Origin of the sequence: Pantoea pleuroti (genome assembly GCF_014156615.1) — a bacterium.
Classification (GTDB): domain Bacteria; phylum Pseudomonadota; class Gammaproteobacteria; order Enterobacterales; family Enterobacteriaceae; genus Pantoea; species Pantoea agglomerans.
In genome coordinates this window covers 585,604-611,182 of sequence record NZ_SBFD01000002.1, presented here as the reverse complement: position 1 = coordinate 611,182, position 25,579 = coordinate 585,604, and the positions used below count along the sequence as shown (strand labels likewise).

General features: G+C 54.0%; 28 protein-coding genes, 1 tRNA gene and 1 pseudogene. 12 read left to right on the top strand and 18 right to left on the bottom strand.

Annotated elements, in window-relative coordinates; translation table 11 throughout:
* The first annotated feature begins 6 nt into the window (after positions 1-6).
* Positions 7-411, top strand: coding sequence for a Cu(I)-responsive transcriptional regulator (cueR, locus tag EPG66_RS06910; RefSeq protein ID WP_039388344.1), 405 nt, complete (start codon positions 7-9; stop codon positions 409-411).
* Here the strand turns inward: cueR and EPG66_RS06905 are convergent.
* From EPG66_RS06905 to tesA, 7 genes are all read right to left on the bottom strand, one after another.
* Positions 399-845 (bottom strand): NfeD family protein, encoded by a 447-nt coding sequence (locus tag EPG66_RS06905; RefSeq protein ID WP_010671234.1) that lies wholly within the window; start codon positions 843-845, stop codon positions 399-401. The two genes, cueR and EPG66_RS06905, sit on opposite strands and share 13 nt — an antisense overlap.
* Positions 845-1,759, bottom strand: coding sequence for an SPFH domain-containing protein (locus tag EPG66_RS06900; protein WP_010259065.1), 915 nt, complete (start codon positions 1,757-1,759; stop codon positions 845-847). The genes EPG66_RS06905 and EPG66_RS06900 overlap by 1 nt, the downstream gene beginning before the upstream one ends.
* Positions 1,760-1,817: 58 nt before the next feature.
* Complete coding sequence (locus tag EPG66_RS06895) at positions 1,818-2,675, bottom strand: thioredoxin family protein (RefSeq protein WP_022626096.1); 858 nt, start codon at positions 2,673-2,675, stop codon at positions 1,818-1,820.
* 79 nt (positions 2,676-2,754) lie between these two features.
* Complete coding sequence (locus EPG66_RS06890) at positions 2,755-3,528, bottom strand: SDR family oxidoreductase (protein ID WP_031592147.1); 774 nt, start codon at positions 3,526-3,528, stop codon at positions 2,755-2,757.
* A 182-nt stretch (positions 3,529-3,710) separates the two neighbouring features.
* Positions 3,711-4,160: a lysozyme inhibitor LprI family protein gene (locus tag EPG66_RS06885; protein WP_080701257.1), complete on the bottom strand. Its 450-nt coding sequence runs from the start codon at positions 4,158-4,160 to the stop codon at positions 3,711-3,713.
* Positions 4,157-5,077 carry a peptidoglycan-binding protein gene (locus EPG66_RS06880; protein ID WP_182686320.1) on the bottom strand — a complete coding sequence of 307 codons (921 nt, stop codon included), beginning with the start codon at positions 5,075-5,077 and terminating at the stop codon, positions 4,157-4,159. Before EPG66_RS06880 ends, EPG66_RS06885 begins: the two co-directional genes overlap by 4 nt.
* A 267-nt stretch (positions 5,078-5,344) precedes the next feature.
* On the bottom strand, positions 5,345-5,971 hold the full coding sequence (gene tesA / locus EPG66_RS06875) for a multifunctional acyl-CoA thioesterase I/protease I/lysophospholipase L1 (RefSeq protein ID WP_010671236.1): 627 nt from the start codon (positions 5,969-5,971) through the stop codon (positions 5,345-5,347).
* On the opposite strand from tesA, the gene ybbA reads away from it, so the two are divergent.
* Complete coding sequence (gene ybbA, locus EPG66_RS06870; RefSeq protein ID WP_182686318.1) at positions 5,939-6,625, top strand: putative ABC transporter ATP-binding protein YbbA; 687 nt, start codon at positions 5,939-5,941, stop codon at positions 6,623-6,625. The genes tesA and ybbA overlap by 33 nt on opposite strands.
* Positions 6,622-9,039: a putative ABC transporter permease subunit YbbP gene (gene ybbP, locus EPG66_RS06865; protein ID WP_031592139.1), complete on the top strand. Its 2,418-nt coding sequence runs from the start codon at positions 6,622-6,624 to the stop codon at positions 9,037-9,039. Before ybbA ends, ybbP begins: the two co-directional genes overlap by 4 nt.
* A 171-nt stretch (positions 9,040-9,210) precedes the next feature.
* Here the strand turns inward: ybbP and purK are convergent, their stop codons facing one another.
* The 4 genes from purK to ppiB form a co-directional block, all read right to left on the bottom strand.
* Complete coding sequence (purK, locus tag EPG66_RS06860; protein ID WP_182686316.1) at positions 9,211-10,275, bottom strand: 5-(carboxyamino)imidazole ribonucleotide synthase; 1,065 nt, start codon at positions 10,273-10,275, stop codon at positions 9,211-9,213.
* Positions 10,272-10,778 carry a 5-(carboxyamino)imidazole ribonucleotide mutase gene (gene purE / locus EPG66_RS06855; protein WP_010259054.1) on the bottom strand — a complete coding sequence of 169 codons (507 nt, stop codon included), beginning with the start codon at positions 10,776-10,778 and terminating at the stop codon, positions 10,272-10,274. The genes purK and purE overlap by 4 nt, the downstream gene beginning before the upstream one ends.
* A gap of 131 nt (positions 10,779-10,909) precedes the next feature.
* Positions 10,910-11,626: a UDP-2,3-diacylglucosamine diphosphatase gene (gene lpxH, locus EPG66_RS06850; RefSeq protein ID WP_115758660.1), complete on the bottom strand. Its 717-nt coding sequence runs from the start codon at positions 11,624-11,626 to the stop codon at positions 10,910-10,912.
* Complete coding sequence (gene ppiB / locus EPG66_RS06845; protein ID WP_010259052.1) at positions 11,626-12,120, bottom strand: peptidylprolyl isomerase B; 495 nt, start codon at positions 12,118-12,120, stop codon at positions 11,626-11,628. The genes lpxH and ppiB overlap by 1 nt, the downstream gene beginning before the upstream one ends.
* A 212-nt stretch (positions 12,121-12,332) precedes the next feature.
* Between ppiB and cysS the strand changes: the two genes are divergently transcribed.
* Both cysS and EPG66_RS06835 read left to right on the top strand, forming a co-directional pair.
* Positions 12,333-13,718: a cysteine--tRNA ligase gene (gene cysS / locus EPG66_RS06840; RefSeq protein ID WP_010259051.1), complete on the top strand. Its 1,386-nt coding sequence runs from the start codon at positions 12,333-12,335 to the stop codon at positions 13,716-13,718.
* Positions 13,719-13,751: 33 nt separating this feature from the next.
* The gene (locus EPG66_RS06835) at positions 13,752-14,858 is read left to right on the top strand and encodes an AAA family ATPase (protein ID WP_182686313.1); all 1,107 of its coding nucleotides are present in this window, start codon (positions 13,752-13,754) and stop codon (positions 14,856-14,858) included.
* 27 nt (positions 14,859-14,885) lie between these two features.
* Here the strand turns inward: EPG66_RS06835 and ybcJ are convergent, their stop codons facing one another.
* The gene (gene ybcJ, locus EPG66_RS06830) at positions 14,886-15,098 is read right to left on the bottom strand and encodes a ribosome-associated protein YbcJ (RefSeq protein WP_003849455.1); all 213 of its coding nucleotides are present in this window, start codon (positions 15,096-15,098) and stop codon (positions 14,886-14,888) included.
* Positions 15,099-15,965, bottom strand: coding sequence for a bifunctional methylenetetrahydrofolate dehydrogenase/methenyltetrahydrofolate cyclohydrolase FolD (folD, locus tag EPG66_RS06825; protein ID WP_010671240.1), 867 nt, complete (start codon positions 15,963-15,965; stop codon positions 15,099-15,101).
* A 173-nt stretch (positions 15,966-16,138) separates the two neighbouring features.
* On the opposite strand from folD, the gene EPG66_RS06820 reads away from it, so the two are divergent.
* Together EPG66_RS06820 and EPG66_RS06815 are read left to right on the top strand one after the other, a co-directional pair.
* Positions 16,139-16,642 carry a DUF1198 family protein gene (locus EPG66_RS06820; protein WP_182686311.1) on the top strand — a complete coding sequence of 168 codons (504 nt, stop codon included), beginning with the start codon at positions 16,139-16,141 and terminating at the stop codon, positions 16,640-16,642.
* A gap of 94 nt (positions 16,643-16,736) precedes the next feature.
* Positions 16,737-16,813: transfer RNA gene (locus EPG66_RS06815), tRNA-Arg, on the top strand.
* Positions 16,814-16,849: 36 nt separating this feature from the next.
* On the opposite strand, the pseudogene EPG66_RS06810 reads toward EPG66_RS06815, so the two are convergent.
* Positions 16,850-17,541 (bottom strand): annotated as a pseudogene (locus EPG66_RS06810) (site-specific integrase); the annotation flags it as partial.
* 134 nt (positions 17,542-17,675) lie between these two features.
* On the opposite strand from EPG66_RS06810, the gene EPG66_RS06805 reads away from it, so the two are divergent.
* A complete protein-coding gene (locus EPG66_RS06805) occupies positions 17,676-17,969 on the top strand; it encodes a DUF2542 family protein (protein WP_033766659.1) in 294 nt (97 codons plus the stop codon).
* 1,371 nt (positions 17,970-19,340) lie between these two features.
* Here the strand turns inward: EPG66_RS06805 and EPG66_RS06800 are convergent.
* Together EPG66_RS06800 and EPG66_RS06795 are read right to left on the bottom strand one after the other, a co-directional pair.
* Positions 19,341-19,568, bottom strand: coding sequence for a putative hemolysin (locus EPG66_RS06800; RefSeq protein WP_115764493.1), 228 nt, complete (start codon positions 19,566-19,568; stop codon positions 19,341-19,343).
* A 425-nt stretch (positions 19,569-19,993) separates the two neighbouring features.
* Positions 19,994-20,320, bottom strand: a complete 327-nt coding sequence (locus EPG66_RS06795) for a four-helix bundle copper-binding protein (RefSeq protein ID WP_182686309.1) — start codon at positions 20,318-20,320, stop codon at positions 19,994-19,996.
* Between the two features lie 418 nt (positions 20,321-20,738).
* Between EPG66_RS06795 and EPG66_RS06790 the strand changes: the two genes are divergently transcribed.
* Entirely contained in the window at positions 20,739-21,062 is a 324-nt protein-coding gene (locus EPG66_RS06790; protein WP_182686306.1) for a hypothetical protein, read from the top strand.
* A 266-nt stretch (positions 21,063-21,328) separates the two neighbouring features.
* Here the strand turns inward: EPG66_RS06790 and EPG66_RS06785 are convergent, their stop codons facing one another.
* Positions 21,329-22,147, bottom strand: coding sequence for a DUF4225 domain-containing protein (locus EPG66_RS06785; protein ID WP_182686304.1), 819 nt, complete (start codon positions 22,145-22,147; stop codon positions 21,329-21,331).
* A 309-nt stretch (positions 22,148-22,456) separates the two neighbouring features.
* Between EPG66_RS06785 and ddpX the strand changes: the two genes are divergently transcribed.
* Positions 22,457-23,038: a D-alanyl-D-alanine dipeptidase gene (gene ddpX, locus EPG66_RS06780; protein WP_182686302.1), complete on the top strand. Its 582-nt coding sequence runs from the start codon at positions 22,457-22,459 to the stop codon at positions 23,036-23,038.
* A gap of 172 nt (positions 23,039-23,210) precedes the next feature.
* Here the strand turns inward: ddpX and EPG66_RS06775 are convergent, their stop codons facing one another.
* Complete coding sequence (locus tag EPG66_RS06775; protein WP_003854080.1) at positions 23,211-23,447, bottom strand: DUF2171 domain-containing protein; 237 nt, start codon at positions 23,445-23,447, stop codon at positions 23,211-23,213.
* 355 nt (positions 23,448-23,802) lie between these two features.
* Between EPG66_RS06775 and EPG66_RS06770 the strand changes: the two genes are divergently transcribed.
* Positions 23,803-24,399, top strand: coding sequence for a DUF1349 domain-containing protein (locus tag EPG66_RS06770; RefSeq protein ID WP_050498552.1), 597 nt, complete (start codon positions 23,803-23,805; stop codon positions 24,397-24,399).
* Positions 24,400-24,503: 104 nt separating this feature from the next.
* The gene (locus EPG66_RS06765; protein ID WP_031593247.1) at positions 24,504-25,523 is read left to right on the top strand and encodes a DUF481 domain-containing protein; all 1,020 of its coding nucleotides are present in this window, start codon (positions 24,504-24,506) and stop codon (positions 25,521-25,523) included.
* Positions 25,524-25,579 lie beyond the last annotated feature (56 nt).

The following is a 25,579-nucleotide window of genomic DNA, read 5'->3' as shown; positions in this document are numbered from 1 at the left end:
ACGAAAATGAACATCAGCGATGTGGCAAAAAAGACCGGACTGACCAGCAAGGCGATTCGTTTTTACGAAGAGAAGGGGGTGGTGACGCCGCCGTTGCGCAGTGAAAATGGCTACCGCAGCTACAACGGACACCATCTTGAGGAGCTGAACCTGTTACGCCAGGCGCGACAGGTTGGCTTCACGCTGGATGAGTGTCGTGAACTGGTGGCGCTGTTCAACAATCCGTCGCGCCACAGTGCCGATGTAAAAGCCCGCACTCTGCAGAAAGCGGACGAAATTGCGGCGCATATTGAAGAGCTGCACGTCATGCGCGCCCGCCTGCTGGCGCTGGCAGAGGCCTGTCCCGGCGATGACAGCGCCGAATGTCCGATTATCAACAATCTGGCCGGGTGCGGCGGTCAGCGTGGCTGAATACGCAGCGTAATCCCCTCAATGCCGGTTACGACCACTGCTGTGCCCGCAGGCAGATCCTGCTCCGCCTCAACCCGCCAGCTGCTGTCCCCGATCCGCACATGGCCGGTGCGGTTATGCAGCGCGGTATCCAGCGTCAGCTGCAACCCGATCATCTGACTGCCGCGCTGGTTGAGAGCATTGGGTTTCTGACGCGCTTCACGGTGGCGCATCCAGCGATACCACAAAAAGACGCAGATCAGCGTCAGCACGGCAAACAGAGAGCCCTGCGCCGTCCAGCTTACCGGCACAAACCACTCAATGAGGCCGACGATGACCGCCGCCAGCCCGCTCCAGAGCAGGTAACCGCTGGTGCCCAGCATCTCAGCCGCCAGCAGTAACCCACCCAGCGTCAGCCAGAACCAGTGCGGATGCGCGATAATATCGACCAGCATCAGCGTTTCGACTCAGTGCGTGATTCCTTCAGCAGTTCACCGATCCCCGCAATCGAACCCAGCAGACTGCTCGCCTCCAGCGGCATCATCACCACTTTGCTGTTGTTGGCTTCACCGATTTTTTGCAGCGCATCGGTATATTTCTGTGCCACAAAGTAGTTAATGGCCTGAATATCACCTGAAGCGATCGCTTCTGAGACCATCTTAGTGGCGTTAGCTTCCGCTTCAGCCTGACGTTCGCGCGCTTCTGCCTGCAGGAACGCCGAGGTCCGTTCACCTTCTGCTTTGAGGATTTGCGACTGCTTATCCCCTTCAGCGCGCAGGATCGCCGCCTGTCGCACCCCTTCGGCGGTCAGAATATCGGCGCGTTTAGTTCGCTCCGCTTTCATCTGCGCATTCATCGCACCAATCAGCTCCTGCGGCGGACGCACATCGCGGATCTCGATGCGGGTGATCTTGACGCCCCACGGATTAGTCGCTTCATCCACGATATGCAGCAGGCGGGTGTTGATGCTGTCGCGCTGCGACAGCATTTCGTCCAGCTCCATGCTGCCAAGCACGGTACGCATATTGGTCATGGTGAGGTTCAGAATCGCCTGCTCAAGATTGCTGACTTCATACGCAGCACGCGCCGGGTCAACGACCTGAATAAAGCAGACCGCATCGATGGTGACGTTGGCATTGTCTTTAGAGATGATCTCCTGCGAGGGAATATCGAGTACCTGTTCCATCATGTTGATCTTACGACCCACACGATCCATGAACGGCACCACCAGGCTTAATCCTGGCTGCAGGGTGCGGGTATAACGGCCAAAGCGCTCAACCGTCCATTGAAAACCTTGTGGCACGATCTTAACGGTGGCCCAGACCGCCACCAGCGCCAGAATAATCAGGGCAGGAATTACAGTTATCATACAACCTCCGCGTTGTCAGATTAACGGGCCGAGTCGCTTCGGCCCGTGGTGCTGCCGCTTAGTAGAGCAGGGAATAGAGCTGACGGCGATAACGCGCGGCAAGTGCATCGCCGGTACCCAGCGCCGCCAGAATCTCCTGCAGCATTTTACGCGCCTGGCCATCAGCGGCATTAAGATCGGATTTCAGGAAGCTGAACAGCAGTTCCAGCGCTTCTTCATTACGACCCACCTGATGCAGCTGTAACGAAAGTTTAGCAGCCAGCCCGGCGTTAGTCGGGTCAGCCTCCAGCTGGGATTGCAGCTGCTGAATCTCCGGCGTATCCGCTGCCTGTTTCAGCAGATCGATCTGCGCCATCAGGCTCTGATAGCGGGTATCCTGATCCTGCAATGGCACCACTTTCAGCACCGCTTCCGCTTCATCGCTGCGGTTAAGGGTAATCAGTACGTCAGCCAGCAGGAAACCGATCTCGCTGGACTGGTTGCTCAGCTGCCACGCATCCTTTAACAGCGGCAGCGCCTCCAGCGGTTTACCTTCCTGCATCAGCGCCATCGCCTGCTGCGCTTTCAGCTCTTCTTCGCGCGGCAGGACTTTTTCCAGCAGGGCGCGGATCGCTTCTTCCGGCTGCGGTCCCTGGAAGCCATCAACCGGCTGACCATCCTGGAACAGATAGACGGTCGGAATTGAACGCAGACCAAACTGCGACGCCACCCTTTGCTCTTTGTCGCAATCCAGTTTTGCGAGAATAAACTGACCCGCGTACTCCTGCGCCAGGCGCTCCAGCACAGGCGTCAGCTCCTGACAGTGCTGGCTGCGCTCAGACCAGAAGTAGAACAGCACCGGCAGCTGCATCGACTGCTCAAGGGTCTGCTGCAGGTTAGATTCGTTGATGTCGATGATAGAAGCTTGTGGTGACATGGATAAGTCTCTTTGCAAAAAGTGTTCTAAGAATATGGGGCCTACTGGCCCGGCTTCAAGCGCTATTGCGCATGGCTGATTAATGGCTGCGCAAAATGCGATCCAGCATCCAGCCGGGCAGTAACCGTTTTAGCAGGCTCATTATGTGTGCGACCAGTGTCACCGGATAGCGTAAACGCGGATGTTTACTCTCGAGTGCATGACGAAGTTTAGGCAGAATGGCTTCCGGTGGCAGGGTAAAACGTGCCGCGATGCCGGGGTTACGCACAGGGTTATGCTGTTCGCCCTGCGTCACATTGTCGGTAAAACGGGTCTGAATCGGACCCGGTTCAATCAGGCTGACCCGGATTCCGCGGCTGCGCACTTCAAGCCGCAGCGCATCGCTCCAGGCTTCCAGCGCATATTTACTGGCGGCATAGGCACCCCGGCCTGGCGTGGAGATCAGCCCCAGCACCGAGCTGGTATTAATAATGCGGCCATCGCCGCTGGCCTGCAACGCGGGCAACAGACGCAGTGTCAGCTGATGGACGCCGAAAAAGTTGCTGGAAAACTGCTGTTCCAGCTGCTGGCGGGAGAGGGTGTGCAGCGGGCCATAGAGACCAAATCCGGCGTTGTTAAATAGCGCCGTCAGACGGTTATCGCAGAGCGCGAGCACAGTATCGGCGGCCCGATCCACACTTTGCGGATCGTCGAGATCCAGCTGCAGCCCGGTAAAGCCCACTGTTTCCATGCGGGCGACATCCTCTGCTTTACGGCAGGCGGCAATCACCCGGTAGCCCCGCGCCAGTAAATCGTGAGCGGCAACCAGGCCAATACCGCTCGAACAACCTGTAATCAGAATGGTTTTTTGCACAAATTCGCGCCTCTTTAATTGGCTTTAATAATCAATAATTTATATTCATTAATGCTTTTATTTTGTGTATTAACAGTTTGTCGCCCGCACCGGCTGGCAGAACGGGCGGTAAACGGGGCTATACAGCCCCACAAAAAATGCCCGGTTTCAGATTTTACGTCTGAGCAGAAAGACCAGTGTGCTTAGTTGACGGGTGGCAGTCCCATTTGTGTGATTTCAGCAGAATGGTTTTTGTTCAGATTAATTTGGCACTGGTCGATATATGACTGGTAGTCGTATGCGTCCTCGTTAAGCTCTGTAGCTACAGACAGGCAAAGTTGAGTCCGGTAATCCTTCCATTTTTTTTGCGCATCCAGAAAGCGCCGAGAGTAAACGTCTCCGGACGTTTCTTTGCTGGACTCTTTTCCATTAAAAGGGCCGACATTATTGGCTTTGATTCTCTTAACTGTATCCGCTATTAGCGCATCCAGCGCTTTATTGCTGTTGTCTCTTTTGGCAGACAGACAGTTATATGCAGTTGGTATGTCTTCATTCTGTTTGAAGCAGGCGTCACGTTCTGGCCCTGATGATAATTCAGCCTGCGCCATAGCAGGTGCAATAAGAGCGACCATTAGAATTAAGACTTTTTTCACTGTAGATACCTTATTCTGTTTCTGTGGTTTTCGTAGGTCATGTATGTAGGACTACTTTTAATATGGGCTATTAATGCGGGCTTACCTTCAATTGCGGCCTGAAACAGTGCCCTGGCATTGTGAACACCCTGATAGAAAATATCGGTTACGACATCTCGAATTTTGGGGTCTAACTGTTCCCATGCTGGGGCGGAAGGCATGGATTGTGCTATTCGCCGATAAAGGTTAAGGGCTTCGTTCCGTTTAACCCTGTATGCAATTTCAAAAAGTCGGATTTGTTGATTGTGGGTTATCTCGCCGACCAACGGACCATAAACCTTAACAAACTGTTCTGCGTGCCGCCCTTTCAGGCCAGCTGCTTTAGAGCACAGAACGGCTTTATATTCTTCAATCCCAGCTTGCCTTAGTGTGGAGTAGATTTCACCAGCAGATCTACTGCCCATATCATAGCCTCGACCAAGTGTAACCCCCGAAAAACTCGTGGGCGGCCATTGAAGAATGCGTGAAAAATTGGGATAGCGGCGCTGTTTGAAGGGCTCAACGGCGGTTATATAGTCGGTGCCTTCGGCGTCAAAAGTAATTTGTCCCTGGCTGACTCGTAAGGGGCCAGAGGTATTAGAAGGCCGCCAGCCAGGTGTGGTTGCTTCATTTATTGCCCTGATAAACCATGTGTCGGTTGGCTGAACCAATCCACTCGGCGAGAGATTCAGCAACCGCTGATACCAGCGTATAGCCTCAGTGGTGGCAGTATCGCATTGTCCATTTGTTGGGAGCCTGCGACCCGTTGCGAACTGATAGCCAGCATCATTTATCATGCGTTGAATTGTTTTAACTTCATTGGGATTATTGGTTCCACAAGCGCCGACAGATGAAGTCAGGCGAAATATGCGGGGGTCGTGATAGCGGTGATAGGGCATATGCATTCCTTTGTAGCTAAAATTCCGTGCAGAAATATTAACCAGTTGGAGAGGGTGACGCCAACTTATATGCGACTGTTAAAATGCTAATTTAAGATGCATTAAAGTGAATTTTAAGGAACGGCAGAATTATCTTTTCGCATTGATATTGTTTAGAGAGGAAGCCTGGACACTTAGAGATGGCAAAGCGGTCGAAAATCTCCGTCGCCACCTTGCCGTTATTTAATGCTTTTGCATTTCTTTACCCTTTTGGCGCATCCCGGCGCGCTACGGCTGCTTAACTAAGGGGGCCAGATCTTTTGCCATCAACTGGGCGATAAAAGGCTGGGCATCAGGATTAGGATGAATGCCATCCTGCTGCATCCACTCGGGTTTCAGATAAACCTGTTCCATGAAAAAGGGCACCAGAGGAATGTTATGCTGCTGCGCTAATCCGGGATAGATGCCGCTGAACGCTTCGGTGTAGCGGCGGCCATAGTTGGCAGGCAGACGAATCTGCATCAGTAGCGGCTTCGCATTGGCGGCTTTAACGTCGTCGATAACTTTACTCAGATTCTGCGCGATAGCGTCGGGCGGGAAACCGCGCAGACCATCGTTACCGCCCAATTCGATTAACACCCATTGCGGCTGATGCTGTTTTAATAGTGCGGGCAGGCGCGCCAGCCCCTGTGCAGCCGTATCACCGCTGATACTGGCGTTGATCACTTTAGGTTTTTGCTGCCACTGCTTATCGAGCAGGCTGGGCCAGGCCGCGGTGGCAGACATGCGATAGCCCGCACTCAGGCTGTCGCCCAGCACCATCAGCGTATCTGCAGCAGCAAGACGCGACACCAGCAGAAGAATCAATAATAGGAAGGGATAATGCCAGCGGAAAACATTGTTGAAGTTCATCATCTTACTAAGTCCGTCGGTCAGGGAGAGCATCAGTTAACCATCCTTACCGGAGTTGAGTTGGTTGTCAAACCAGCTGAGACCATTGCGCTGATTGGCGAGTCCGGTTCCGGCAAGTCAACCCTGCTCGGAATTCTGGCCGGGCTGGACGATGGCAGCAGCGGCGAAGTCCACCTGCTGGGGCAGCCCCTGCACCAGATGAATGAAGAGCAGCGTGCGACCCTGCGTGCCCGGCAGGTCGGCTTTGTGTTTCAGTCATTTATGCTGGTGCCGACCCTGAATGCCCAGGAGAACGTGCAGTTGCCGTCGCTGCTGCGCGGCGACAGCGACCGTCAGAGCCGTGAACAGGCGAAAGAGCTTCTGACGCTGCTCGGACTGGGTGAACGTCTGCATCATCTGCCCGCCCAGCTTTCAGGCGGCGAGCAGCAGCGGGTGGCGCTGGCCCGCGCCTTCAGTGGCCGTCCTGGACTGCTGTTTGCCGATGAGCCTACCGGCAATCTCGATCGTAAAACCGGTGACCGCATCGCCGATCTGCTGTTTTCTCTTAACCGCGACTTCGCCACCACGCTGATTCTGGTGACGCATGACGAGCAACTGGCGGCGCGCTGCGATCGTCGCCTGCGGCTGCGCGACGGTAAATTGTGGGAGGAGCAATGATCTGGCGCTGGTTCTGGCGCGAGTGGCGTTCGCCCTCGCTGCTGATTGTCTGGCTGGCCCTGACGCTGGCGGTGGCCTGCGTGCTGGCGCTGGGGTCGATCAGCGATCGCATGGAAAAAGGGCTGAATCAGCAGAGCCGTGATTTTATGGCCGGAGACCGTACGCTGCGCAGCAGTGATGCAGCGCCAGAAGCCTGGCTGGCAAAAGCAGCTGAAACCGGTCTGACGGTCAGCCGTCAGCTGACCTTTATGACCATGACCTTTGCCGATCAGTCACCGCAGCTTGCCTCAGTAAAAGCGGTGGACGATCGCTACCCGATGTTTGGCACGCTGCAGACGCAGCCGCCAGGGCTGAGGCCGCAGGCGGGTACCGCGCTGGCGGCACCGCGCCTGATGGCGCTGCTGAACCTGAAAGTGGGCGACACGCTGGAAGTGGGTGACACCCAGCTGCGCATCAGCGGGGAGGTGATCCAGGAGCCGGATGGCGGCTTTAACCCGTTTGAGATGGCGCCGCGTCTGCTGATCAATCTGGCGGATGCCGCCAAAACCGGTGCGATTCAGCCAGGCAGCCGCATCACCTGGCGCTATAAGTTCTCCGGCAATCCCGATCAGCTGGCCAGCTATGACCGCTGGATTGAACCGCAGCTTAAGGCGGACCAGCGCTGGATCAGCGTGGAGAACTCGGAAGATGCATTAGGCCGTTCGATGCAGCGGGCACAGCAGTTCCTGCTGCTCTCGGCCTTGCTGACGCTGATGCTGGCAATTGCGGCCGTGGCGGTCGCCATGAGCCACTATTGTCGCAGCCGCTACGATCTGGTGGCGGTGCTGAAAACCCTGGGTGCGACGCACGGCGCGTTGCAGCGGCTGATCATCGGTCAGTGGCTGGCGGTGCTGCTGCTGGCGGCGATTGCCGGTGGCCTGGTGGGGCAGGGCGTGGAAGCGATCCTGATGGCGATGCTGAAACCCGTGCTGCCTGCCAGCTTACCGGCGGCGAGCGTCTGGCCGTGGATCTGGGCGGTGGGATCGCTGTTTGTTATTTCGCTGCTGGTGGGTCTGCGCCCCTATCGTCTGCTGCTGGCGACGCAGCCGCTGCGGGTGTTGCGACGTGATGCGGTGGCGAACCTCTGGCCGCTGAAAATCTATATTCCGGTGATGATCGCGGTGGTGGTGACGCTGTTAGCGCTGCTGGTTGGCGGCAGTAAAATGCTCTGGGCGCTGCTGGCGGGTGTGGTGGTGCTGGCGGGATTGCTGGCCCTGCTCGGCTGGGGAACCCTGCTGCTGCTGCGTCGGCTGGTAGTGCGCAATCTGGCGTTACGACTGGCGATCAACCGGCTGCTGCGCCAGCCCGGCATGACGCTGAGCCAGCTTGCGGCCTTTTCGCTGTCGTTTATGTTGCTGGCGCTGCTGCTGGTAATGCGTGGCGATCTGCTGGATCGCTGGCAGCAGCAGTTACCGGCGGATAGCCCGAACTTCTTTCTGCTGAACATGACGGCAGATCAGGTGCCGCAGGTGCGTGATTTCCTGCAGTCGCATCAGATCACGCCCGGGACCTTTTACCCGATTGCGCGGGTACGGCTCAGTGAACTCAACGGTAAACCGGCCGATCCGAAGCTGGATAATGCCCTGAACCGTGAACTCAACCTGACGGAACTGGCCGATCGCCCGGATCACAATCCTCTGGTAGCAGGCAACTGGCCACCCAAAGCGGGTGAAGTGTCGATGGAAGTGGAGCTGGCCGATCGGCTGGGACTGAAGCTCGGCGATACTCTGACGTTCGACGGCGATACGCAGACCTTCAGCGCGCGCATCACCAGCTTGCGTAAAGTGGACTGGGAAAGCCTGAAGCCGAACTTCTTCTTTATCTTCCCGCCGGGCGCGCTCGACAGCCAGCCGCAGACCTGGCTCACCAGCTTCCGCATGGAGGCGAATCCTGTTCTGCTGGCGCAGCTGAATCGTGCTTTTCCGGCGCTGAGTCTGCTGGATATCGGCAGTATTATGCGGCAGATCGGTCAGGTGCTGGCGCAGGTCAGCCAGGCACTGGAGATCATGGTGGTGCTGGTGACCGCCTGCGGCGTGCTGCTGCTGCTGGCGCAGATTCAGGTCGGTATGCGTCAGCGGCGTCAGGAGCTGGTGGTCTATCGCACGCTGGGTGCCGGTAAACGCCTGCTGCGTACGACGCTGTGGTGTGAGTTTGCATTGCTCGGCGTGGTCTCCGGCGTGGCGGCGGCGATGGGGGCAGAAGCGGCACTGTGGGGATTACAGACTAAGATTTTCGACTTCCCGTGGCAGCCTGACTGGACCCTGTGGCTGGCGCTGCCGTTGTGTGGCGCGCTGCTGTTGTCGCTGTGCGGTGGCTGGCTGGGGATCCGATTACTGAAAGGGAAGGCGCTGTTCAGGAAGTTTGATGCGGCGTAAGGGAGTGCTGGAATAAGGCGGCACAGGCCGCCTTTGACCTTGAACCCGATCGCACCGTTACCGGCGACTGAATCTGTCTGACCGGTGTCGACCCTGGCTCACCGGCGTATGCGTCCATCACATTAATCTTCTGAGCCGCCTGATAAAGGCATTATCAGGCGGTGCGGAGGATTACAGTTTTTCAACCGCCCAGGCGATGCCGCTGGCGTACTCTTCCGGTAGCTGCGGCACCAGCGCGTTAAGGGCAGCACTGAGCCGTTCTGTATCGCTGTCGGTCAGATTCAGATGGCCCACTTTACGACCCGGACGCACCTCTTTGTCATACCAGTGCAGATGCACCAGCGGTTGTTGCAGCCAGCTCAGATTCATGTCAGTACCAATCAGATTGACCATCGCAGACGGCGCAAACACCACCGGCTGCGGCAATGCCAGGCCAAGAATGGCGCGCAGATGCAGCTCAAACTGGCTGATCGACGCACCGTTCTGCGTCCAGTGCCCGCTGTTATGGACGCGCGGCGCCAGCTCATTGATCAGCAATCCAGCTGGCGTAACGAAACACTCCATCGCCATTACGCCGACGTAGTTCAGTTCCTGCATGATCGCGCTCAGCATCGCTTCAGCCTGTTGCTGCTGTGCCTGATCCGCCTGCGGCAGCGCAACGCTGGTGCGCAGAATGCCATCCTGATGCAGGTTATGCGTCAGCGGATAGAACACCACCAGGCCATCGTGACCGCGCGCCCCCACCAGTGACACTTCACCGGAAAAGTTGATGCCCTGCTCAACGATACATTCGCCGTAGCACGCCTCCGGCAGGGTGTGAGTCTCATCGGCACGCAGACGCCACTGACCCCGGCCGTCGTAACCGCCGGTGCGGCTTTTCACAATCGCTAACTCGCCCAGCGAGTCAAACACCGCTGGCCATTCGCTTTTGTCCGCCAGCAACTGCCACGGCGCGGTGGCCAGCCCCAGCTGATCCAGCAGCTGTTTCTGCGTCAGACGATCTGCCAGACGCGGAAAGATATCGCGGTTAACAAAGGCCGGATGGCTGGCCAGCTCACGCGTCAGCGCCGTCTCCGGCCAGCGTTCGATTTCGGCGGTGATTACGCTATCGGCGATAGGGAGCGCGGTGGGATCGGCGTCCAGGCCTACCGGATACACCGCGATGCCCAGCGGCTCACCCGCCTGACGCAGCATACGACCTAACTGGCCGTTGCCCAGTACGCAAACCGGCTTCATGCATCCACCCGCGGATCGGGATGGTTCAGCACCTCATCGGTCTGGCTCTGACGCCAGGTGGTCAGGCGTAACGCCAGCGCACTGTCATGCAGCGCCAGAATCTGCGCCGCCAGCAGCGCGGCATTGGCTGCGCCCGCCTTGCCAATCGCCAGCGTACCGACCGGAATACCGCGCGGCATCTGCACAATTGAATAGAGGCTATCGACGCCGCTCAGTGCTGCGCTCTGAACCGGCACACCCAGCACCGGCACCAGCGTTTTTGCCGCCAGCATACCCGGCAGATGTGCCGCGCCACCTGCGCCAGCAATAATCACCTGAAGACCCTTGTCGGCTGCCGTTTCGGCGAAGCTGAACAGTTTATCCGGGGTGCGGTGCGCAGAGACCACTTCAACATCAAAAGGGACGTCCAGGCTGGAGAGGATTTCAGCGGCGAACTGCATGGTGGCCCAGTCACTTCTGGAACCCATAACAATGGCGATGCGGGCCGGGGCGTTGGATGACATGCGGTCAACTCCTGTGAATGAACAAACAGACCTGGCCGGGCGGACAGGTTTTGAAGGGCACCGAGAATAGCATGAGAAGCACGCAAGGAAAACGGTTGCGTCGGGCTTAAAGTCGTGGATTTAACCGCAGATTAAAAGTCGAAATGGATAAGCTGAATGCCACTGGCGTCGAGCTGGATCATGGAACCCCGGCTGTGCCAGGCACCCAGCACCGCGCGTTGCGCCGGTTCACCCTGCAGGCTCAGCGCATGAATCGCCGGGCGATGAGTGTGACCGTGGATTAACAGCGGCACCTGCTGGCGCAGCATAGTGGCGACGACTGCTTCCTGATTCACATCCATGATGGTCTGGGATTTATGCTGGTTGGCCTGTTTACTGTCGGCGCGCATCCGGGCGGCAATACGTTTACGTATCCACAACGGCAACGCCAGAAACAGCCGCTGGATCCAGGGATTATGCACTTTGGCACGAAAACGCAGGTAACCCGCATCGTCGGTACAGAGCGTATCGCCGTGCATGATCAGCAACCGATGGCCGTAGAGCGTCAGCACCTGCTCTTCCGGCAGCAGCGTCATGCCGCAGGCCTGCGCGAAGCGTCGGCCAATCAGGAAGTCGCGATTGCCATGGATAAAGTAAACCGGAACCGGCAGGGCGCGCAGGGCGAGGGCAACCTGCTGATGCAGCGGATTGGGATCGTCGTCGCCAATCCAGGCTTCAAACAGATCGCCGAGAATATAGAGCGCGTCGCAGTGGGGCGCTTCGCGCTGTAAAAAATGCAGAAAACCGGCGGTAATCGCCGGTTCTTCCTGACACAGATGGAGATCTGCGATAAACAGCGTGCGCGACATTACTCGCTGACGGTCACTTTCTGGATAACGACGTCGTCTTTTGGCACATCCTGGTGCATACCGCTGCGGCCGGTAGAGACCGCTTTGATCTTCTCGACCACATCCATACCTTCAACTACTTCAGCGAACACGCAGTAGCCCCAGCCCTGAACGCTTTCGTCACGGAAGTTCAGGAAGTCGTTGTCAGCTACGTTGATGAAAAACTGTGCGGTCGCAGAGTGCGGCGCAGAGGTACGTGCCATGGCCAGCGTACCTTTGGTGTTTTTCAGGCCATTGCTGGCTTCGTTCTGAATTTCGGCTTTAGTTTCTTTCTGCTTCATGCCCGGCTCGAAGCCGCCGCCCTGAATCATAAAGCCGTTGATTACGCGGTGGAAAATGGTGTTGTCGTAAAAACCTTCACGGCAGTAATCCAGGAAGTTCTGTACGGTTGCCGGCGCTTTATCATCGAAAGTTTTGATTACGATATCGCCATGGTTCGTCTGGAAAGTTACCATTTTTGTCGTCCTGTAAAGGTTGTCATCAGTTGCTGAGGTCGCTCTGTTGATGGGCGTCCCCCTTTTTGTCGACCGTTCTTATATCATAATTTCCAATGACGCGTCAGCAGCGCGGCGCAGTTGGCTTGCTTTGCGTCGCGCGAGCGATAAAAATACGGCACAATGTCTGGATACTTAAAAGTGCCAACCACACGCGAAAACGGAACCGTTCAATGCTTAAGATTTATAACACCCTGAGTCGACAGAAAGAGGAATTCAAACCCATTCATGCCGGTAAAATCGGGATGTATGTTTGCGGCATCACGGTGTATGACCTCTGTCACATTGGTCATGGGCGGACGTTCGTGGCGTTTGACGTGGTGGCGCGCTACCTGCGTTACCTCGGTTATCAGCTTAATTATGTACGTAACATCACCGACATTGATGACAAAATCATCAGGCGCGCCAACGAAAACGGCGAGAGCATCGAAACCCTGACCAACCGCATGATTGGCGAGATGCACAACGACTTCGCCGCGCTGGGGATTCTGCCGCCCGATGAGGAGCCGCGCGCTACCCGTCACATCGCTGAGATTATCGAGCTGGTGGAAACACTGATCGCTCGCGGTCACGCTTATGTGGCGGATAATGGCGACGTGATGTTCGATGTGCTCAGCGACACCGATTACGGCGCGCTGTCGCGTCAGGATCTGGAGCAGTTGCAGGCGGGCGCGCGCGTTGAAGTCGCCGACGTGAAGCGCAACCCGATGGATTTCGTGCTGTGGAAAATGTCCAAAGCGGATGAGCCAGCCTGGTCATCGCCGTGGGGTAACGGTCGTCCCGGCTGGCACATCGAGTGCTCGGCAATGAACTGCAAACAGCTGGGCACCCATTTCGATATCCACGGCGGCGGCTCCGATCTGATGTTCCCGCACCATGAAAACGAAATCGCCCAGTCGAGCTGCGCCCATGACGGCCCTTACGTCAACTACTGGATGCACTCCGGCATGGTGATGGTTGACCGCGAGAAGATGTCCAAATCGCTCGGTAACTTCTTTACCGTGCGTGACGTGCTGCAACATTATGATGCGGAGACGGTGCGTTACTTCCTGATGTCCGGTCACTATCGCAGCCAGCTTAACTACGGCGAAGATAATCTGAATCAGGCGCGTGCGGCGCTGGAGCGTCTCTATACGGCACTGCGTCACACCGACAGCAGCGTGCCTGCCCACGGCGGCGAAGCCTTTGAAGCGCGGTTCCGCAGCGCAATGGATGATGATTTCAACACCCCGGAAGCCTATTCGGTGCTGTTCGACATGGCGCGTGAAGTGAACCGCCTGAAAAGTGAAGATGGCGCTTCAGCGCACGGGCTGGCGTCGAAGCTGCGCGAGATGGCCAACGTGCTGGGCATCCTGCAGCAGGATCCTGAGCTGTTCCTGCAAAGCGGCGCGCAGGTCAATGACGAAGAGGTTGCCGAGATTGAGCACTGGGTGAAAGCCCGTGCCGATGCGCGCGCCGCCAAAGCCTGGGCGGAAGCGGACATCGCGCGCGACAAGCTTAACGCGCTGGGTGTCATCGTCGAGGATGGGCCGCAGGGCTCCAGCTGGCGTCGAAAATAAACCGGAGAGGGCGAGTAATCGCCCTTTTTTATTATGGCGATTGAACAGATTCAGATCCGTGGCTTCCGCTCGATACGTAACCTGACGCTGTCGCTGCAGCAGCTGAATGTGGTGAGCGGTCCTAACGGCTGCGGTAAATCCAACCTCTACAAAGCGGTGCGGTTGCTGCATGAGGCGGCCAGCGGTAGCCTGGCACTGGCGCTGGCTGAAGAAGGCGGTATTCAGAAAGCGATGTGGGCGGGCGGCTTACGCCGGGGCGATCGCCGACACGATCCAAAGCGCCTGGAGCTGGCCGTGGTGATGGATGACATGGATTACCAGCTGGAGATTGGCTTTCCCGAGCCGCTGGTGACCAGCCTGTTCAATCTTGATCCGCTGGTGAAGCAGGAGCGACTCTGGCTGAGCGGTCAGCAGCGCCGTCCTTCCGCCTGCATTATGCAGCGCGAAAATCAGACCGCCTTTCTGCACAACGTTGAGGGTGAGCGCGTCGCCTATCCGGCGGTGCTGCATCCCGAAGAGTCGCTGTTTGGTCAGCTTGGCGAACCCCATCGCTATCCGGAGCTTTCGCAGCTGCGCGAACGTCTGCAGCAGTGGCGCTTCTACCATGAGTTCGCGGTCTGGCCTGGCTCACCGATACGGGTGCCGCAGATTGGCGTGCGTGCGCCGGTGCTGAGCCATGATGGCAGCAATCTGGCGGCGGCCTGGGCGACCATTGTTGAGCGCGGTCATTCCGAACTCCTGTCTGAGGTGATGGAACAGGCGTTTCCCGACAGCCAGTTTGATGTCGATGTGCAGAATGGCCGTTTCCAGATGCTGATGTCGCGCCAGGGCATTCTGCGTCCGCTGGAGAGCGCCGAGTTTTCTGATGGCACGCTGCGGTTTCTCTGTCTGGTTGTCGCACTGCTCAGCCCGCGTCCGCCGGCCTTTATGGCACTGAATGAGCCGGAAAACAGCCTGCATGAAGATCTGTTGCCTGCGCTGGCGCGCTTAATCGCCGAAGCCAGCGAGTTCAGTCAGCTCTGGATCACCAGCCATTCACCCCGGCTCGCGACGTTGATAGCGCAGCATACGGCGGTGAATCATATTGTACTGGAACAGCGGGAAGGGGAGACGTGCGTGAAGGGAGATGAGCGGGTGTAACAGCGTCCCCGCAGGGACGCCCGGAAATCACTCGACCACAGTAATGCGGAAACCCGCAAATTCTACAGTCTGACCGGCTACGATTTTGCAGCGCTTGCGGGTTTCTACCGCACCGTTGACCTTCACTTCACCCTCGGCAATCACGACTTTCGCCTGTGCGCCGCTCTGAACCCATCCTTCCAGTTTCAGCAGGTCACACAGATCGACGTGCGGGAATTTACCCAGTGAAAAACTTGTCATTTATACTACCTCTTTATCATGAAACTCTTCGCACGCCTGCAGCGTGTTTTGAATCAGTGTAGCTACTGTCATCGGACCAACACCGCCCGGCACCGGGGTAATGTAGGAGGCGCGCTCGGATGCACTATCAAAATCAACATCGCCCACGACTTTGCCGCTCTCCAGCCGGTTAATGCCCACGTCGATGACGATGGCGCCCGGTTTGATCCAGTCACCCGGAATAAATCCTGGCTTACCCACTGCTACGACCAGCAGATCGGCATGCTCAACGTGATGACGCAGATCTTTGGTAAAGCGATGAGTGACGGTCGTGGTGCAGCCCGCCAGCAGCAGTTCCATACTCATCGGACGACCAACAATGTTGGATGCGCCAACCACTACGGCATTCAGGCCGTAGGTGTCAATGTTGTAGCGCTCCAGCAGCGTCACGATACCGCGTGGCGTGCAGGGACGCAGGGTTGGCGCACGCTGACACAAACGACCGACGTTATAGGGGTGGAATCCATCGACATCTTTATCAGGCGTGATGCGCTCCAGCACTTTGACATTATCAATGCCGGCTGGCAGTGGCAGCTGCACCAGAATGCCATCGATTTCGTCGTCCTGATTGAGCGCATCAATCAACTCCAGCAGCTCAGCTTCGCGGGTCGTGGCAGGCAGATCGTAAGAGCGGGAGTGGAAACCGACCTCTTCACAGGCGCGGCGTTTGCTGGCCACGTAGATCTGCGATGCCGGGTTTTCACCCACCAGAACCACTGCCAGACCTGGCGCGCGTTTTCCGGCGGCCAGACGCTGCTTCACTTTTTCCGCAACCTCAACGCGCACCTGCTGCGCAATCGTTTTACCGTCAATAATTTTTGCTGCCATCAGAGAGGAAATCCACTGTGTTGTGTTGAATCGGGGAAGGGGGCTATTTTGTCAGAAGCGCGGCGCGCTGTCAGTTACAGTTTCAGCCGCGTATGCGCTTTCCGGCTTTTTCGTCGCGACGAGTGCCTGCCTGCATGCGTATGATATCTGCAGGACAATCCGGGGACGATGTAATGATTTGGATAATGCTTGCTACTCTGGCGGTGGTGTTTGTCGCTGGATTTCAGCTGCTCACTGCTGGCTCACGCCACGCCGCTCAGCGGCTCAGCAAACGGCTGCAGCTGCCACCTGTACAGGTGGAATCAATGATCTCTATGATGGGGAAAGAGGCGGCGAAAGAGTTTACCGACTATCTCAGTAAGGATAATGAAACGCACCTGCATAATGGCGCAGCGGTACTGCTGATCTGGCAGGTGTTCATTGTTGACGGTAGCGAGGAGAACAGCCAGCGCTGGCATGCGATTCTCAGTCGAGCCGGTTTTCCACCGCTTATTAGCCGCCAGCAGCTGCTGCTCGCGCTGGGCTTTCTGCGCCAGCTGGAACCGGACATCCAGGCGCTGCAGGCACTTCGTGAGCAATACAATGCGCGTTTCACAACACAAGGGATTGAGCTGGAAGGAGAATTTACCGACAACGGTAAACTCGTGTCGCTCAGCGAATGGCGCAGGCGCCACTGACGTCAATTGGTCATTACCGCAGCACTTCGCTGCGGAGAAACGGCAAAAACGTTGACGTACCCGCTTCCCGACGTATAATCCGTGCCATCTCCATGCGCCCTTAGCTCAGTTGGATAGAGCACCGGCCTTCTAAGCCGTAGGTCACAGGTTCGAATCCTGTAGGGCGTACCAAATAAAATCATCGGTTTACGCCAGCTTCAATCCTACCTAATTATCTTCTTGTGTCGTATTTGTGTCGCTCTCACCCAAAAGTGAGTCAATTTTGCGCGCATGTTCGGTCAGGTGGTTAGGTGCGAGGTGAGCATACCGACGCACCATTTCAATATTTTCCTATCCACCCATTTCCTGCAGCGCGGAAAGCGGAACACCAGACTGGATTAACCAGCTCGCCCACGTATGCCGCAAGTCATGAAAGCGGAAGTCTTCTATGCCTGGCGCTTTTAGACCGATATTCCACGCCGTGTTATCATCACTGCGCATTTTCCAGCCTGCCGGTGCCAGCGTTCCATCGCTGCGATGCTTCGCCTTGGTGTGTACGAACACCCGGCGTGAATGCTTACCTATTTGCCCCTTCAGCACTTTGCATGCCGTATCATTCAGAGCCACGCCAATAGCCTTGCCCGCTTTGGCGTTCTCCGAATTAATCCAGGCGACCTTCCTTTGCATATCAACCTGCGTCCATTCCAGATCCAGAATGTTAGAACGGCGAAGGCCGGTAGCCAGCGCAAATATTACCACTGGTTTTATGCTTTCCGGCATGCAATCAATCAGCCGGTTCGTTTCCTCTCGCGTTAACAGCGGATGCGCTAGCTGACAGGCTTCTTTGTTTTGATAACCGGCGCTGTCTTTATCCAGCCCCATTCATTTGCTGCTGCACGCAGCAGCGATTGCATAAGGGCTGCACGGATGAGGTTATTCAGGCATTCACTATGCAGACACTTTTGAGTGAGTGGCGAAATATTACGTCACCCTTACTGGAATCTTATATAGCTGTGTAATAATGAACCTAAAAAATTGGCTGGGATGAAAAATAATGGGATTTCAGTATTGGTTCACAGTATGTGCCGCCTTTATAGTTGGTCTAATAACGCTGGCTGAGTCTTTCATTTACATGCATCGGGGAATCTATACCAAAACCTTTAAGGGAACGAGTCGCAAGGAATTCATCTACAAGGATGCCAAACCTATTGAATATTGGATCAGCACTATTCTTCATTTTGGAATTAGCATCATGATGATTGGGATCGGCTTCTGGTTCTTACAGGAAATCCCCGCAGTTAACCATTGGTACAATGAAATCCGCACAATGCCAGCATTTTGGTTTTAGGTCTCGTTCGCAGTTCAACCTTTGCTTAGGAAAAACAACCTCATCGTTTACCCAATCTTAAACCTCTAACTTGCGGTTTTTTTATTGCCCGGAGAAAGCTATGGGTATTCAAGTAAAAGGCATTCAACTGGCTCAGTAGAACCTCAACACTCTGATTGGAGACATTTAGGGCTGAGCAGCGAGAAGTGTTTGAAGGGAATTAAAATTTGAATGGGTAATCCATATTTCGCATGATGGTTATAATCTTCAGGTAACTATACCACTTTTGCTGCACAACTTTTAGGTGGCGATGATGAGATTCTTGTTAGTCTGGGGGAGCACTCAGGGAGTATTGGGCTCGAAGAGCCAGAATTTATGAAAAGACTAATGAAGTTGTTGCAACAAAGAATCGCTAGTGCCTTTCCATAAATTCATAAAGTGCATAATGACATAGCCCACTCAGGTGGTTTTTTTGCTATCAGGTCTCAAGCATTGGGCAGATTGGGCCACTTCTTATAAGCGAAGATATAGAGTGTAAAGAAATGCAAGCCGGGGAATGATAATAACAGAGCCATTTTCCATCCGAATCCCGCCTTTTGAGCCATACGAAAGCATGGAATAAACATAAAAAACCAGATTATGAACGTCATCGCTGCGAGTGGGTTTGGGTGTTCCATTGTGATTTCTCCGTGATTTGCGTTCTCTGGTTTATCGGCAGGCGCGCTATGACTTTTAGCAAAATTGATCATTTTCCACTTTGTTTAGACTACTCCATGCGAGGATTTATCCCGTCTTTTATTTTGGGTATAGGGATATGAAGAAGCTGATTTTTGGTGCGGTTATTGCAACATTGCTTTCCGGCCGCGTCTACACAGGCACTAACTTCGACGAATCAAAGCTGAAGAAATGGATAAAGTAATTACCATTTCTCAAAACGGCTTAGCCGCTTTGTCTGACAACGACACCAACCTTGCGCGAGTGAATGCTCAGGCTAAGCCCCTGAGGTCCTTCTGTTGGCCGTCGATGATCAGCTCCTTGAATGTCGCTTCGTTATCGTTGGTTAGCTTTGCGATATAGCCAGACACCAATAAAGGCCAGCAGAACCGAAAGCACTGCCTTAAGTGCAATCACTGTGAATTCGAAACTATCCATAGCGCCTTCACCATCACCGCTAATGTGGCCTTCTATAAGGGATCTGATGATGCCATCAGGTATGAGAAACCAGGTTGCGGAGAAGATTATAACAAATATCAGTATTTTCATCGCACTTCACACTTTGTGAAATCAGGAACATCAATGCGGCCGTATGCTGGTAATCCTCCTTTCATAAAGCCACGTCCCATTCTTACGGCTCCTTGATAGCTGCCCTGATATCCCTTCCGACCAGCGAGTCTACTGGTTATCCCTTCTGTACAGTGCCCACTCCTCGATGCGCTCTCCGCCTGGCAGAGTACAGTAACCTGATTCACCATCCGGGCCCTTAACTATGTCCAGCTTGCCGCCCATCTTTTCACAATACACAGAGGCTGGGTTAGCCATGCCCACAGCGTGTTGTCTGTCATTATGAGGTACACAGGCTGTGAGTAATAAAATGGTCGCTGCGATTGTAATTATTTTCATTTTTAACCTTATCTGAAGAAATTGACGAGGGTTAATCGTTATATCCACGCTGCTTCATCTCGCGCTGGTTTGTCTGTTTAATTAACCGGCTGTTGTGACCCTGTGTAGCCATTGAAATCAGATCATAACCTGGGCTTAATCCCGCCAGTTAGTGTGGATTTATACATGCATCATGACTATCCGGGATGATGGCAGAAGCCGGACCAGCCAACCGGTATACATCATTTATCACTCAGTCAGACCCGATGAAGTAACTACTGTCGTGGTCAACGCCACCGATAACCGTGAACGCACATATCGAATGTCTCTTCCGTGTCCCCGAGATAATTTTAGCGTTGCAATTTGTCACCTCGCCGTTACGAGGTTTTTATATTTCCGCTTGCCAATAAAAAACCCGCCGAAGCGGGTTTTTATGTTGATAAAGTTTATGCTGCCATCTTTCGGCATTGCTCTGCACAGAGATGGCAGGCTTTTGAGCATTCCTGACAATGGTCATGTTCGTGCTTACCACACTCATCTCCGCATTTCTGACAGACATCAGCGCAAACGCGGCAAAGTTCTTTGGCAAACTCACTTTTTAAGGTCATAAACTGAGCTGCCAGGCGGCATATGTTGGCGCATTGCATGTCCAGCCTGATGCATTCACGCATCATTTCAAGCTCTTCTTCAGCCAGGCATGATGCGGCACAGTTATCACAAGCCGCTGCGCAGAGATAGCAGGCTTCGATGCACTTTTTGAATTCGTCAGTCATGTTTCCTCCTTAGCTAAGGTTGACTCTTAAGTCTGAGAAAGATGCCTGATTTTGCAAGAGAGTAATAAGTTAATAACTTTTTCAGCACTTCGCTTACCTTGTGATGTGCATCACATCTTTCTCTTACCTCTGGATCGTATCTCATCAGGGTACAGCCAGAGCTGCGTTGGCCACATCAACCGTCTTTCAGCAGCTGTATTGCTGGCCGCTTATTCGTCAGCTGTAACAGGCGCATTGATAGAGCACTTAAGGAGGGCAGCCAACGCGGGATTAACGGGTTACACCACAGCAATGACAGCAGCGCAGACAATATCATCGGGCGGTACCGTTGCCGCCCATGTAAACAGGTGGGTTAGCATGGGCCGGGTTCACTGTGCTATATTTCGCACGTATCACAATGTCATTCAGGATGAATCAGATGAACGAATTTGAGCAAAAACTTCTTCAAAATGGTTTTTCAGCTAAAGATCTCCGTAAACTTAAAGATATCCTTATCAGAGATGAAAACAAATCAGACACCTTGCAGTCTCTCGTCCATGAACTCAGCAAGCGTTTCTGGGCTGGAATTATTTGCATGGCGGTTTTGATTTCTGTTTTCATTTATGGAGTAGCAAAAGGGCATCAGCAAAGCCTGATATCTTATGCAATCGTCCTGATGGTAGGGGCAGTTATAGTCTATTTAGTGATACCGATGAATCTTGCCTGGAAATCATATAAAGTCATCCGGGAAAATAAGAGCTGATTCTTTATTTTTAATGGGTTATTCATATATTTGGCACTGATCACTTATGGCAGGGTCGTTATAAAGTGATATAGGTAAACGTTTTTTTACATGAATTTATTTCGATTTTCTGAGTGGTGATAATAGGCTTGTATGGCATTCAGACTGCAGATGAATAAACGCCATCGCCTATTTTATCTTCCTCGCTTTTGCTTTTCTGGTGGTTTTTTTGTCACGCCTTTAATGTTATCTCTAAAGTGATATCGGTTTATTAAAAAGAACGATAGTTAGTTTTCTAAGGGATTAGTCTTCATTTGATTAAGGTTTATACCTATTGCAGTACCCTTCACTGCTGCTCCAGCCCCTTTCAAAGCAAGGGCGGGTTTACTCATCAACTGCACTTTACGGTAGTAGTCAGTTGGGAGATATTTGAATAGTCTCCAGGCTTCTGGTTTGAGTGTAAGCTTAACAATACCATAGTATGAGGTCGTCAAATCGACTACCTGATAAGTCAGGAGACCTAATCGTCGATCAAATCCCAAAAATTCGGCCGAATCTTCATATGCTTCCTTTACTGGATTTGAAGGATTTGGAACACCACGTAGTTTGTCAATGCTCTCTGCCATTGCACCTGCCCCGTTGGTAATCAAAGCAGAACCTGCAATTATTCCTATGACATTGCCACTCACTAATGACCCTGCAAATACCCCAACCCCTGCAACCAACTGAAGTGTTCCCAGAACAACCCCTATGCCATCGATAACATATCCAATGATCTTTTCATTGTCGTGATAGAACTTCACAGATGATGATATGACAGCTTCACCGGTTCTTAGCATTCTGTCCTGAATCTTAAGATGCTGGCTTTCCTGCTTCAGATTCTGGATACACTCCTGACACTGATCGTCCGAAGTCGAAGTGCGAATTGTGTGTAGCTGTAGTCGAGCAAATTCGCGCACTTCATCCTGAAATTTCACTCTTAAAAGCGCATCTTTAAGATGGAATTGTGAGAGTGAGGTTGCTGCATTAACTAACTGATTAGCTTCAAGATTTGCAATCGTCAGAAAGTAGTTTGAGAGTCTTCTGGTGTCCCAATAGTTGTCCATAACAATACCTTTATATAAACGTCGTTCTCACTAAACATGGTTAATCAGCTCCTAAAATAGCTGGAGTTGTAAGGGATCACAAATTTTGGAGTGAAGGTTATATAGAGAAATTAAGGGCATCGCCCATAACGATTACTGAAACCATAAACGCTGTCACCCAGTATCCCGGATAAAAAAATCCCATACCACGTTACAGCACAGATCATCGTCACACCTTTTTTTCCTTCCGCCGCAATGCCATGATGACCGCTTCATAACCTCCGTTCACCACCACCCGCCACCGGGCATAAAAACAGGGAGCACCCCATCATGGAAAGTAAAAATCTGACAGATATTGCTGAGGTATTTCCTCAGTTAGCGATCGATCTCAAATATGCCACCGCCGATAACCTGACCGGCCAGCCGATTTACAAAGACCCGCGCTGTCTGCTGCACATTGATGCGGCTAAAGCACTGGCAAAAAGCATCGAAATTGCAAACGTTGCGGGCTATACGCTGCTGATCCTCGACGCATACCGGCCACCCGAAGCGCAGGCAATTCTGTGGAGTGCCTGCCCGAATCAGGACTATGTCGCACCGCTGACGCGCGGATCAAACCACAGCCGCGGCACGGCGGTAGACGTTACGCTGATAGACGAGCGTGGCGAAATCGTGGATATGGGTACCGGCTTCGATGAGATGAGTGAGCACTCCCATCCTTATCATCCTGATGTGGCGGTTCAGGCGCAGCGCAACCGGCTGATGCTCAATGCCATCATGCTGGGTGGCGGCTTTACCGACATCGCAACCGAATGGTGGCATTTTGAATTGCCTGGTTCCGAAAGTTACCTGCTGATAGACGGCGTATTCGGCTGTTATTCCGCACCGCTGGCTGAAAATATCAGTCTGTGACGGTTTCCGGCGAGCGGAATCAGGGCAGTCAATGTCCAGGTCTGTTATCGCCAGGTCGTTTAAGCATTGTGAAATATAAAGCAGTAATAGATAAAGAATGGGCAGGGCAGGACGCAGGAGTTACTTAACAGAATTATTGAAATAAGCCGTGGCGGGCGCCACGGCTAATGTTTTAAGCAGACTGCCACTCACTTTCAACATCCGCTTTGGCTTTAGAAAGGATGACTTTATTATCATCAACTTCTTTCACCCAGCTGAATGGAATAATGTGGTGTTTGCCGCCCGCTTCAGGATCGCTTTTCGCCAGCTTAATTTTGTCGTCGCCTTCGAAGTGGTCGACAATCCCGACATGTTCGCCATTCACATCAACAACCTGCGCGTGATCTAAAATCTCTGATTTATCTACCATGGTGGCTTAATCCTTATATTTAATGAGTTCAGTTGCCCTCAGACAAAACAAGCCTGGTTGTTAAATGCTGTTTTCGCCAGGGGATTAACAAAATGAAATAGTTCAGTGAGCTGGACCTGGTCGTTTTTATTTATTGCCGGCAGGAGAATAAAGGGCATATAAGCGAAACCGCAAACAGAGCCGGAGTGTCTGCAGCCACGGGTCTGCTGACCTCACTGCCTGCCACATCGACACCATCAGATTTGCCGCAATCGTCTGCCGCCCGTTCACCAATCAACGCTATGATAATCAGGTCAATCGCCACACCGCAGATCGGCCAGCACGCGGGCGGTTTAACTTACCCAAAGGAGTGCCTATGACAGCAGTCAGTTCCATTACCACTGAAGGTGGCGTCTGGATTAATCAGCCGCCGGTACACAGTCTGGATGGCGATACGCTGAGGTTCGAAACCGCGCTCAACAGCGATTTCTGGCAGCGTACCTGGTATGGCTTCGAACGGCACAGCGGCCATGCTTTTGGCTTCTGGGTGGAAAACGACTTTACCGTTCAGGTGCAGGTGAGGGCGGATTTCAGTCAGCTCTACGATCAGGCCGGGCTGTTTATTCAGGATAACGAAACGCACTGGGTTAAGGCGGGCATTGAGTTTAACGATGATCAGCCCGCTATTGGCAGCGTGGTGACGCGCGAGTTTTCCGACTGGTCTACCGGCGTGTTTCCTGGCGATGCGCGACAGTTCTGGCTGCGCGCCACGCTGGAAAATGCGGCCTTAAGAATTCAGTACTCCACCGACGGCGTGAGCTGGCCGCTGTTACGGCTCTGCCCGTGGCCCGGTCAGGCGCGGCGGTTTGTCGGAGTGATGGGCTGCTCGCCTGAACGTGAAGGGCTGGCGATGAGTTTTACGGACTTCGCTATTACTCCACCGCTCGGCAAAGCACTGCACGATCTCTCCTGACCCAGGCGGCGCATTGCATATCGACGCAGAATCGGCTTAATTGTCAGGTCAGAATTTGCGGTGACGCGTCGCCCGTGCAAGACGACGCCTTTACAGGGAAAGCTATGCGTTGCGCCACCTCGTTTATCCCGCTGCTGGTCATCAGTTGCTGCGCCGGATGGGCACAGCAGGCCACTGCCGATACCGTCTGGCTGAATAATGGCGATCGGCTGACCGGCACGATTCGTTATCTCAGCGACGGCAAGCTGGCGATAGAGACACACTACGCCGGTACCGTCACGCTGGACTGGAGTGCGGTCAGTACGCTCGCCAGCGAGAATCCGGTGAATGTCGAAAACAAAAAGACCGGCGAACATTATCAGGTGCGGCTCTCCTCATCCGATCCCGGCTATGTCTGGGTGGAACGCAACGAGCAGGAGCAGCAGGTCTCGTTGCGGCGCATTGATGAGTTTATGAAAGCCAAAGTCCGCAGCGATCAGCTTGCCTGGACCGGCAACATCGATGCGGGCGTGAAGGTCAAAAAAGCCTCGACCAAAACTGACGACTACAGCTTCGCGCTTAACACGAAACTGAACCAGGGAAAATGGCGTCACGATATCGGCGCGACCTACAATCGCGAGCAGGAAAACAAGGACATCAATACCGATAACTACAGCCTGCGCTACGCCTTTGACTATCTGGTCAGAGAGCAGTTCTTCTGGCAGACCCGTGCCACCTACAAGCGCGACTGGGTGGAGAATCTGTCACGTCAGGCGCTAATCGGCACCGGGCCTGGTTATCAGTTGTGGGACACCGAACTCAGCGCGTTCTCACTCTCGGTGCTGGGCGGTGCCTTTGAGTATGGCTACAGCGATGACCGGGAAGAGCGGCACTTTGGCGGCTCGCTGCGCTGGAACTATCAGCGCTATCTGCTGGGCAAGTCGGTCACGCTTTACAGCAATGGCGATGTCGGCCATTCGCTGGATGATGACGGCGTATTTATGCTGGATGCCGAAGTCGGCCTGCGCTACAGCCTGACTTCGTGGTCAACGCTGCACGTTGGCTATCACCGTAATCTGGTCAGCGGCATACCGGATACCCTGAACGAAGGCATTTTCTCTACCGGATTGGGGCTGAAGTGGTAAGCCGCTGATCGAACAGCGTCGCAGCAAATCCTTACGGTTTTTATCCGGTTACAGGC

Bases quoted from the DNA above. Each gene is read 5' to 3' on its own strand.
- tesA (WP_010671236.1), bottom strand. From the start codon at position 5,971: ATGATGAACTTCAACAATGTTTTCCGCTGGCATTATCCCTTCCTATTA.
- purE (WP_010259054.1), bottom strand. From the start codon at position 10,778: ATGTCATCCAACGCCCCGGCCCGCATCGCCATTGTTATGGGTTCCAGA.
- EPG66_RS06805 (WP_033766659.1), top strand. From the start codon at position 17,676: ATGGGATTTCAGTATTGGTTCACAGTATGTGCCGCCTTTATAGTTGGT.
- ybbP (WP_031592139.1), top strand. From the start codon at position 6,622: ATGATCTGGCGCTGGTTCTGGCGCGAGTGGCGTTCGCCCTCGCTGCTG.
- EPG66_RS06770 (WP_050498552.1), top strand. From the start codon at position 23,803: ATGACAGCAGTCAGTTCCATTACCACTGAAGGTGGCGTCTGGATTAAT.
- ybcJ (WP_003849455.1), bottom strand. From the start codon at position 15,098: ATGACAAGTTTTTCACTGGGTAAATTCCCGCACGTCGATCTGTGTGAC.
- EPG66_RS06775 (WP_003854080.1), bottom strand. From the start codon at position 23,447: ATGGTAGATAAATCAGAGATTTTAGATCACGCGCAGGTTGTTGATGTG.
- ppiB (WP_010259052.1), bottom strand. From the start codon at position 12,120: ATGGTAACTTTCCAGACGAACCATGGCGATATCGTAATCAAAACTTTC.
- folD (WP_010671240.1), bottom strand. From the start codon at position 15,965: ATGGCAGCAAAAATTATTGACGGTAAAACGATTGCGCAGCAGGTGCGC.
- EPG66_RS06895 (WP_022626096.1), bottom strand. From the start codon at position 2,675: ATGTCACCACAAGCTTCTATCATCGACATCAACGAATCTAACCTGCAG.
- ddpX (WP_182686302.1), top strand. From the start codon at position 22,457: ATGGAAAGTAAAAATCTGACAGATATTGCTGAGGTATTTCCTCAGTTA.
- EPG66_RS06820 (WP_182686311.1), top strand. From the start codon at position 16,139: ATGATTTGGATAATGCTTGCTACTCTGGCGGTGGTGTTTGTCGCTGGA.
- EPG66_RS06765 (WP_031593247.1), top strand. From the start codon at position 24,504: ATGCGTTGCGCCACCTCGTTTATCCCGCTGCTGGTCATCAGTTGCTGC.
- EPG66_RS06835 (WP_182686313.1), top strand. From the start codon at position 13,752: ATGGCGATTGAACAGATTCAGATCCGTGGCTTCCGCTCGATACGTAAC.
- lpxH (WP_115758660.1), bottom strand. From the start codon at position 11,626: ATGTCGCGCACGCTGTTTATCGCAGATCTCCATCTGTGTCAGGAAGAA.
- EPG66_RS06795 (WP_182686309.1), bottom strand. From the start codon at position 20,320: ATGACTGACGAATTCAAAAAGTGCATCGAAGCCTGCTATCTCTGCGCA.
- ybbA (WP_182686318.1), top strand. From the start codon at position 5,939: ATGCCAGCGGAAAACATTGTTGAAGTTCATCATCTTACTAAGTCCGTC.
- EPG66_RS06880 (WP_182686320.1), bottom strand. From the start codon at position 5,077: ATGCCCTATCACCGCTATCACGACCCCCGCATATTTCGCCTGACTTCA.
- EPG66_RS06785 (WP_182686304.1), bottom strand. From the start codon at position 22,147: ATGGACAACTATTGGGACACCAGAAGACTCTCAAACTACTTTCTGACG.
- cysS (WP_010259051.1), top strand. From the start codon at position 12,333: ATGCTTAAGATTTATAACACCCTGAGTCGACAGAAAGAGGAATTCAAA.
- EPG66_RS06905 (WP_010671234.1), bottom strand. From the start codon at position 845: ATGCTGGTCGATATTATCGCGCATCCGCACTGGTTCTGGCTGACGCTG.
- EPG66_RS06800 (WP_115764493.1), bottom strand. From the start codon at position 19,568: ATGAAAATAATTACAATCGCAGCGACCATTTTATTACTCACAGCCTGT.
- EPG66_RS06900 (WP_010259065.1), bottom strand. From the start codon at position 1,759: ATGATAACTGTAATTCCTGCCCTGATTATTCTGGCGCTGGTGGCGGTC.
- cueR (WP_039388344.1), top strand. From the start codon at position 7: ATGAACATCAGCGATGTGGCAAAAAAGACCGGACTGACCAGCAAGGCG.
- purK (WP_182686316.1), bottom strand. From the start codon at position 10,275: ATGAAGCCGGTTTGCGTACTGGGCAACGGCCAGTTAGGTCGTATGCTG.
- EPG66_RS06790 (WP_182686306.1), top strand. From the start codon at position 20,739: ATGAACGAATTTGAGCAAAAACTTCTTCAAAATGGTTTTTCAGCTAAA.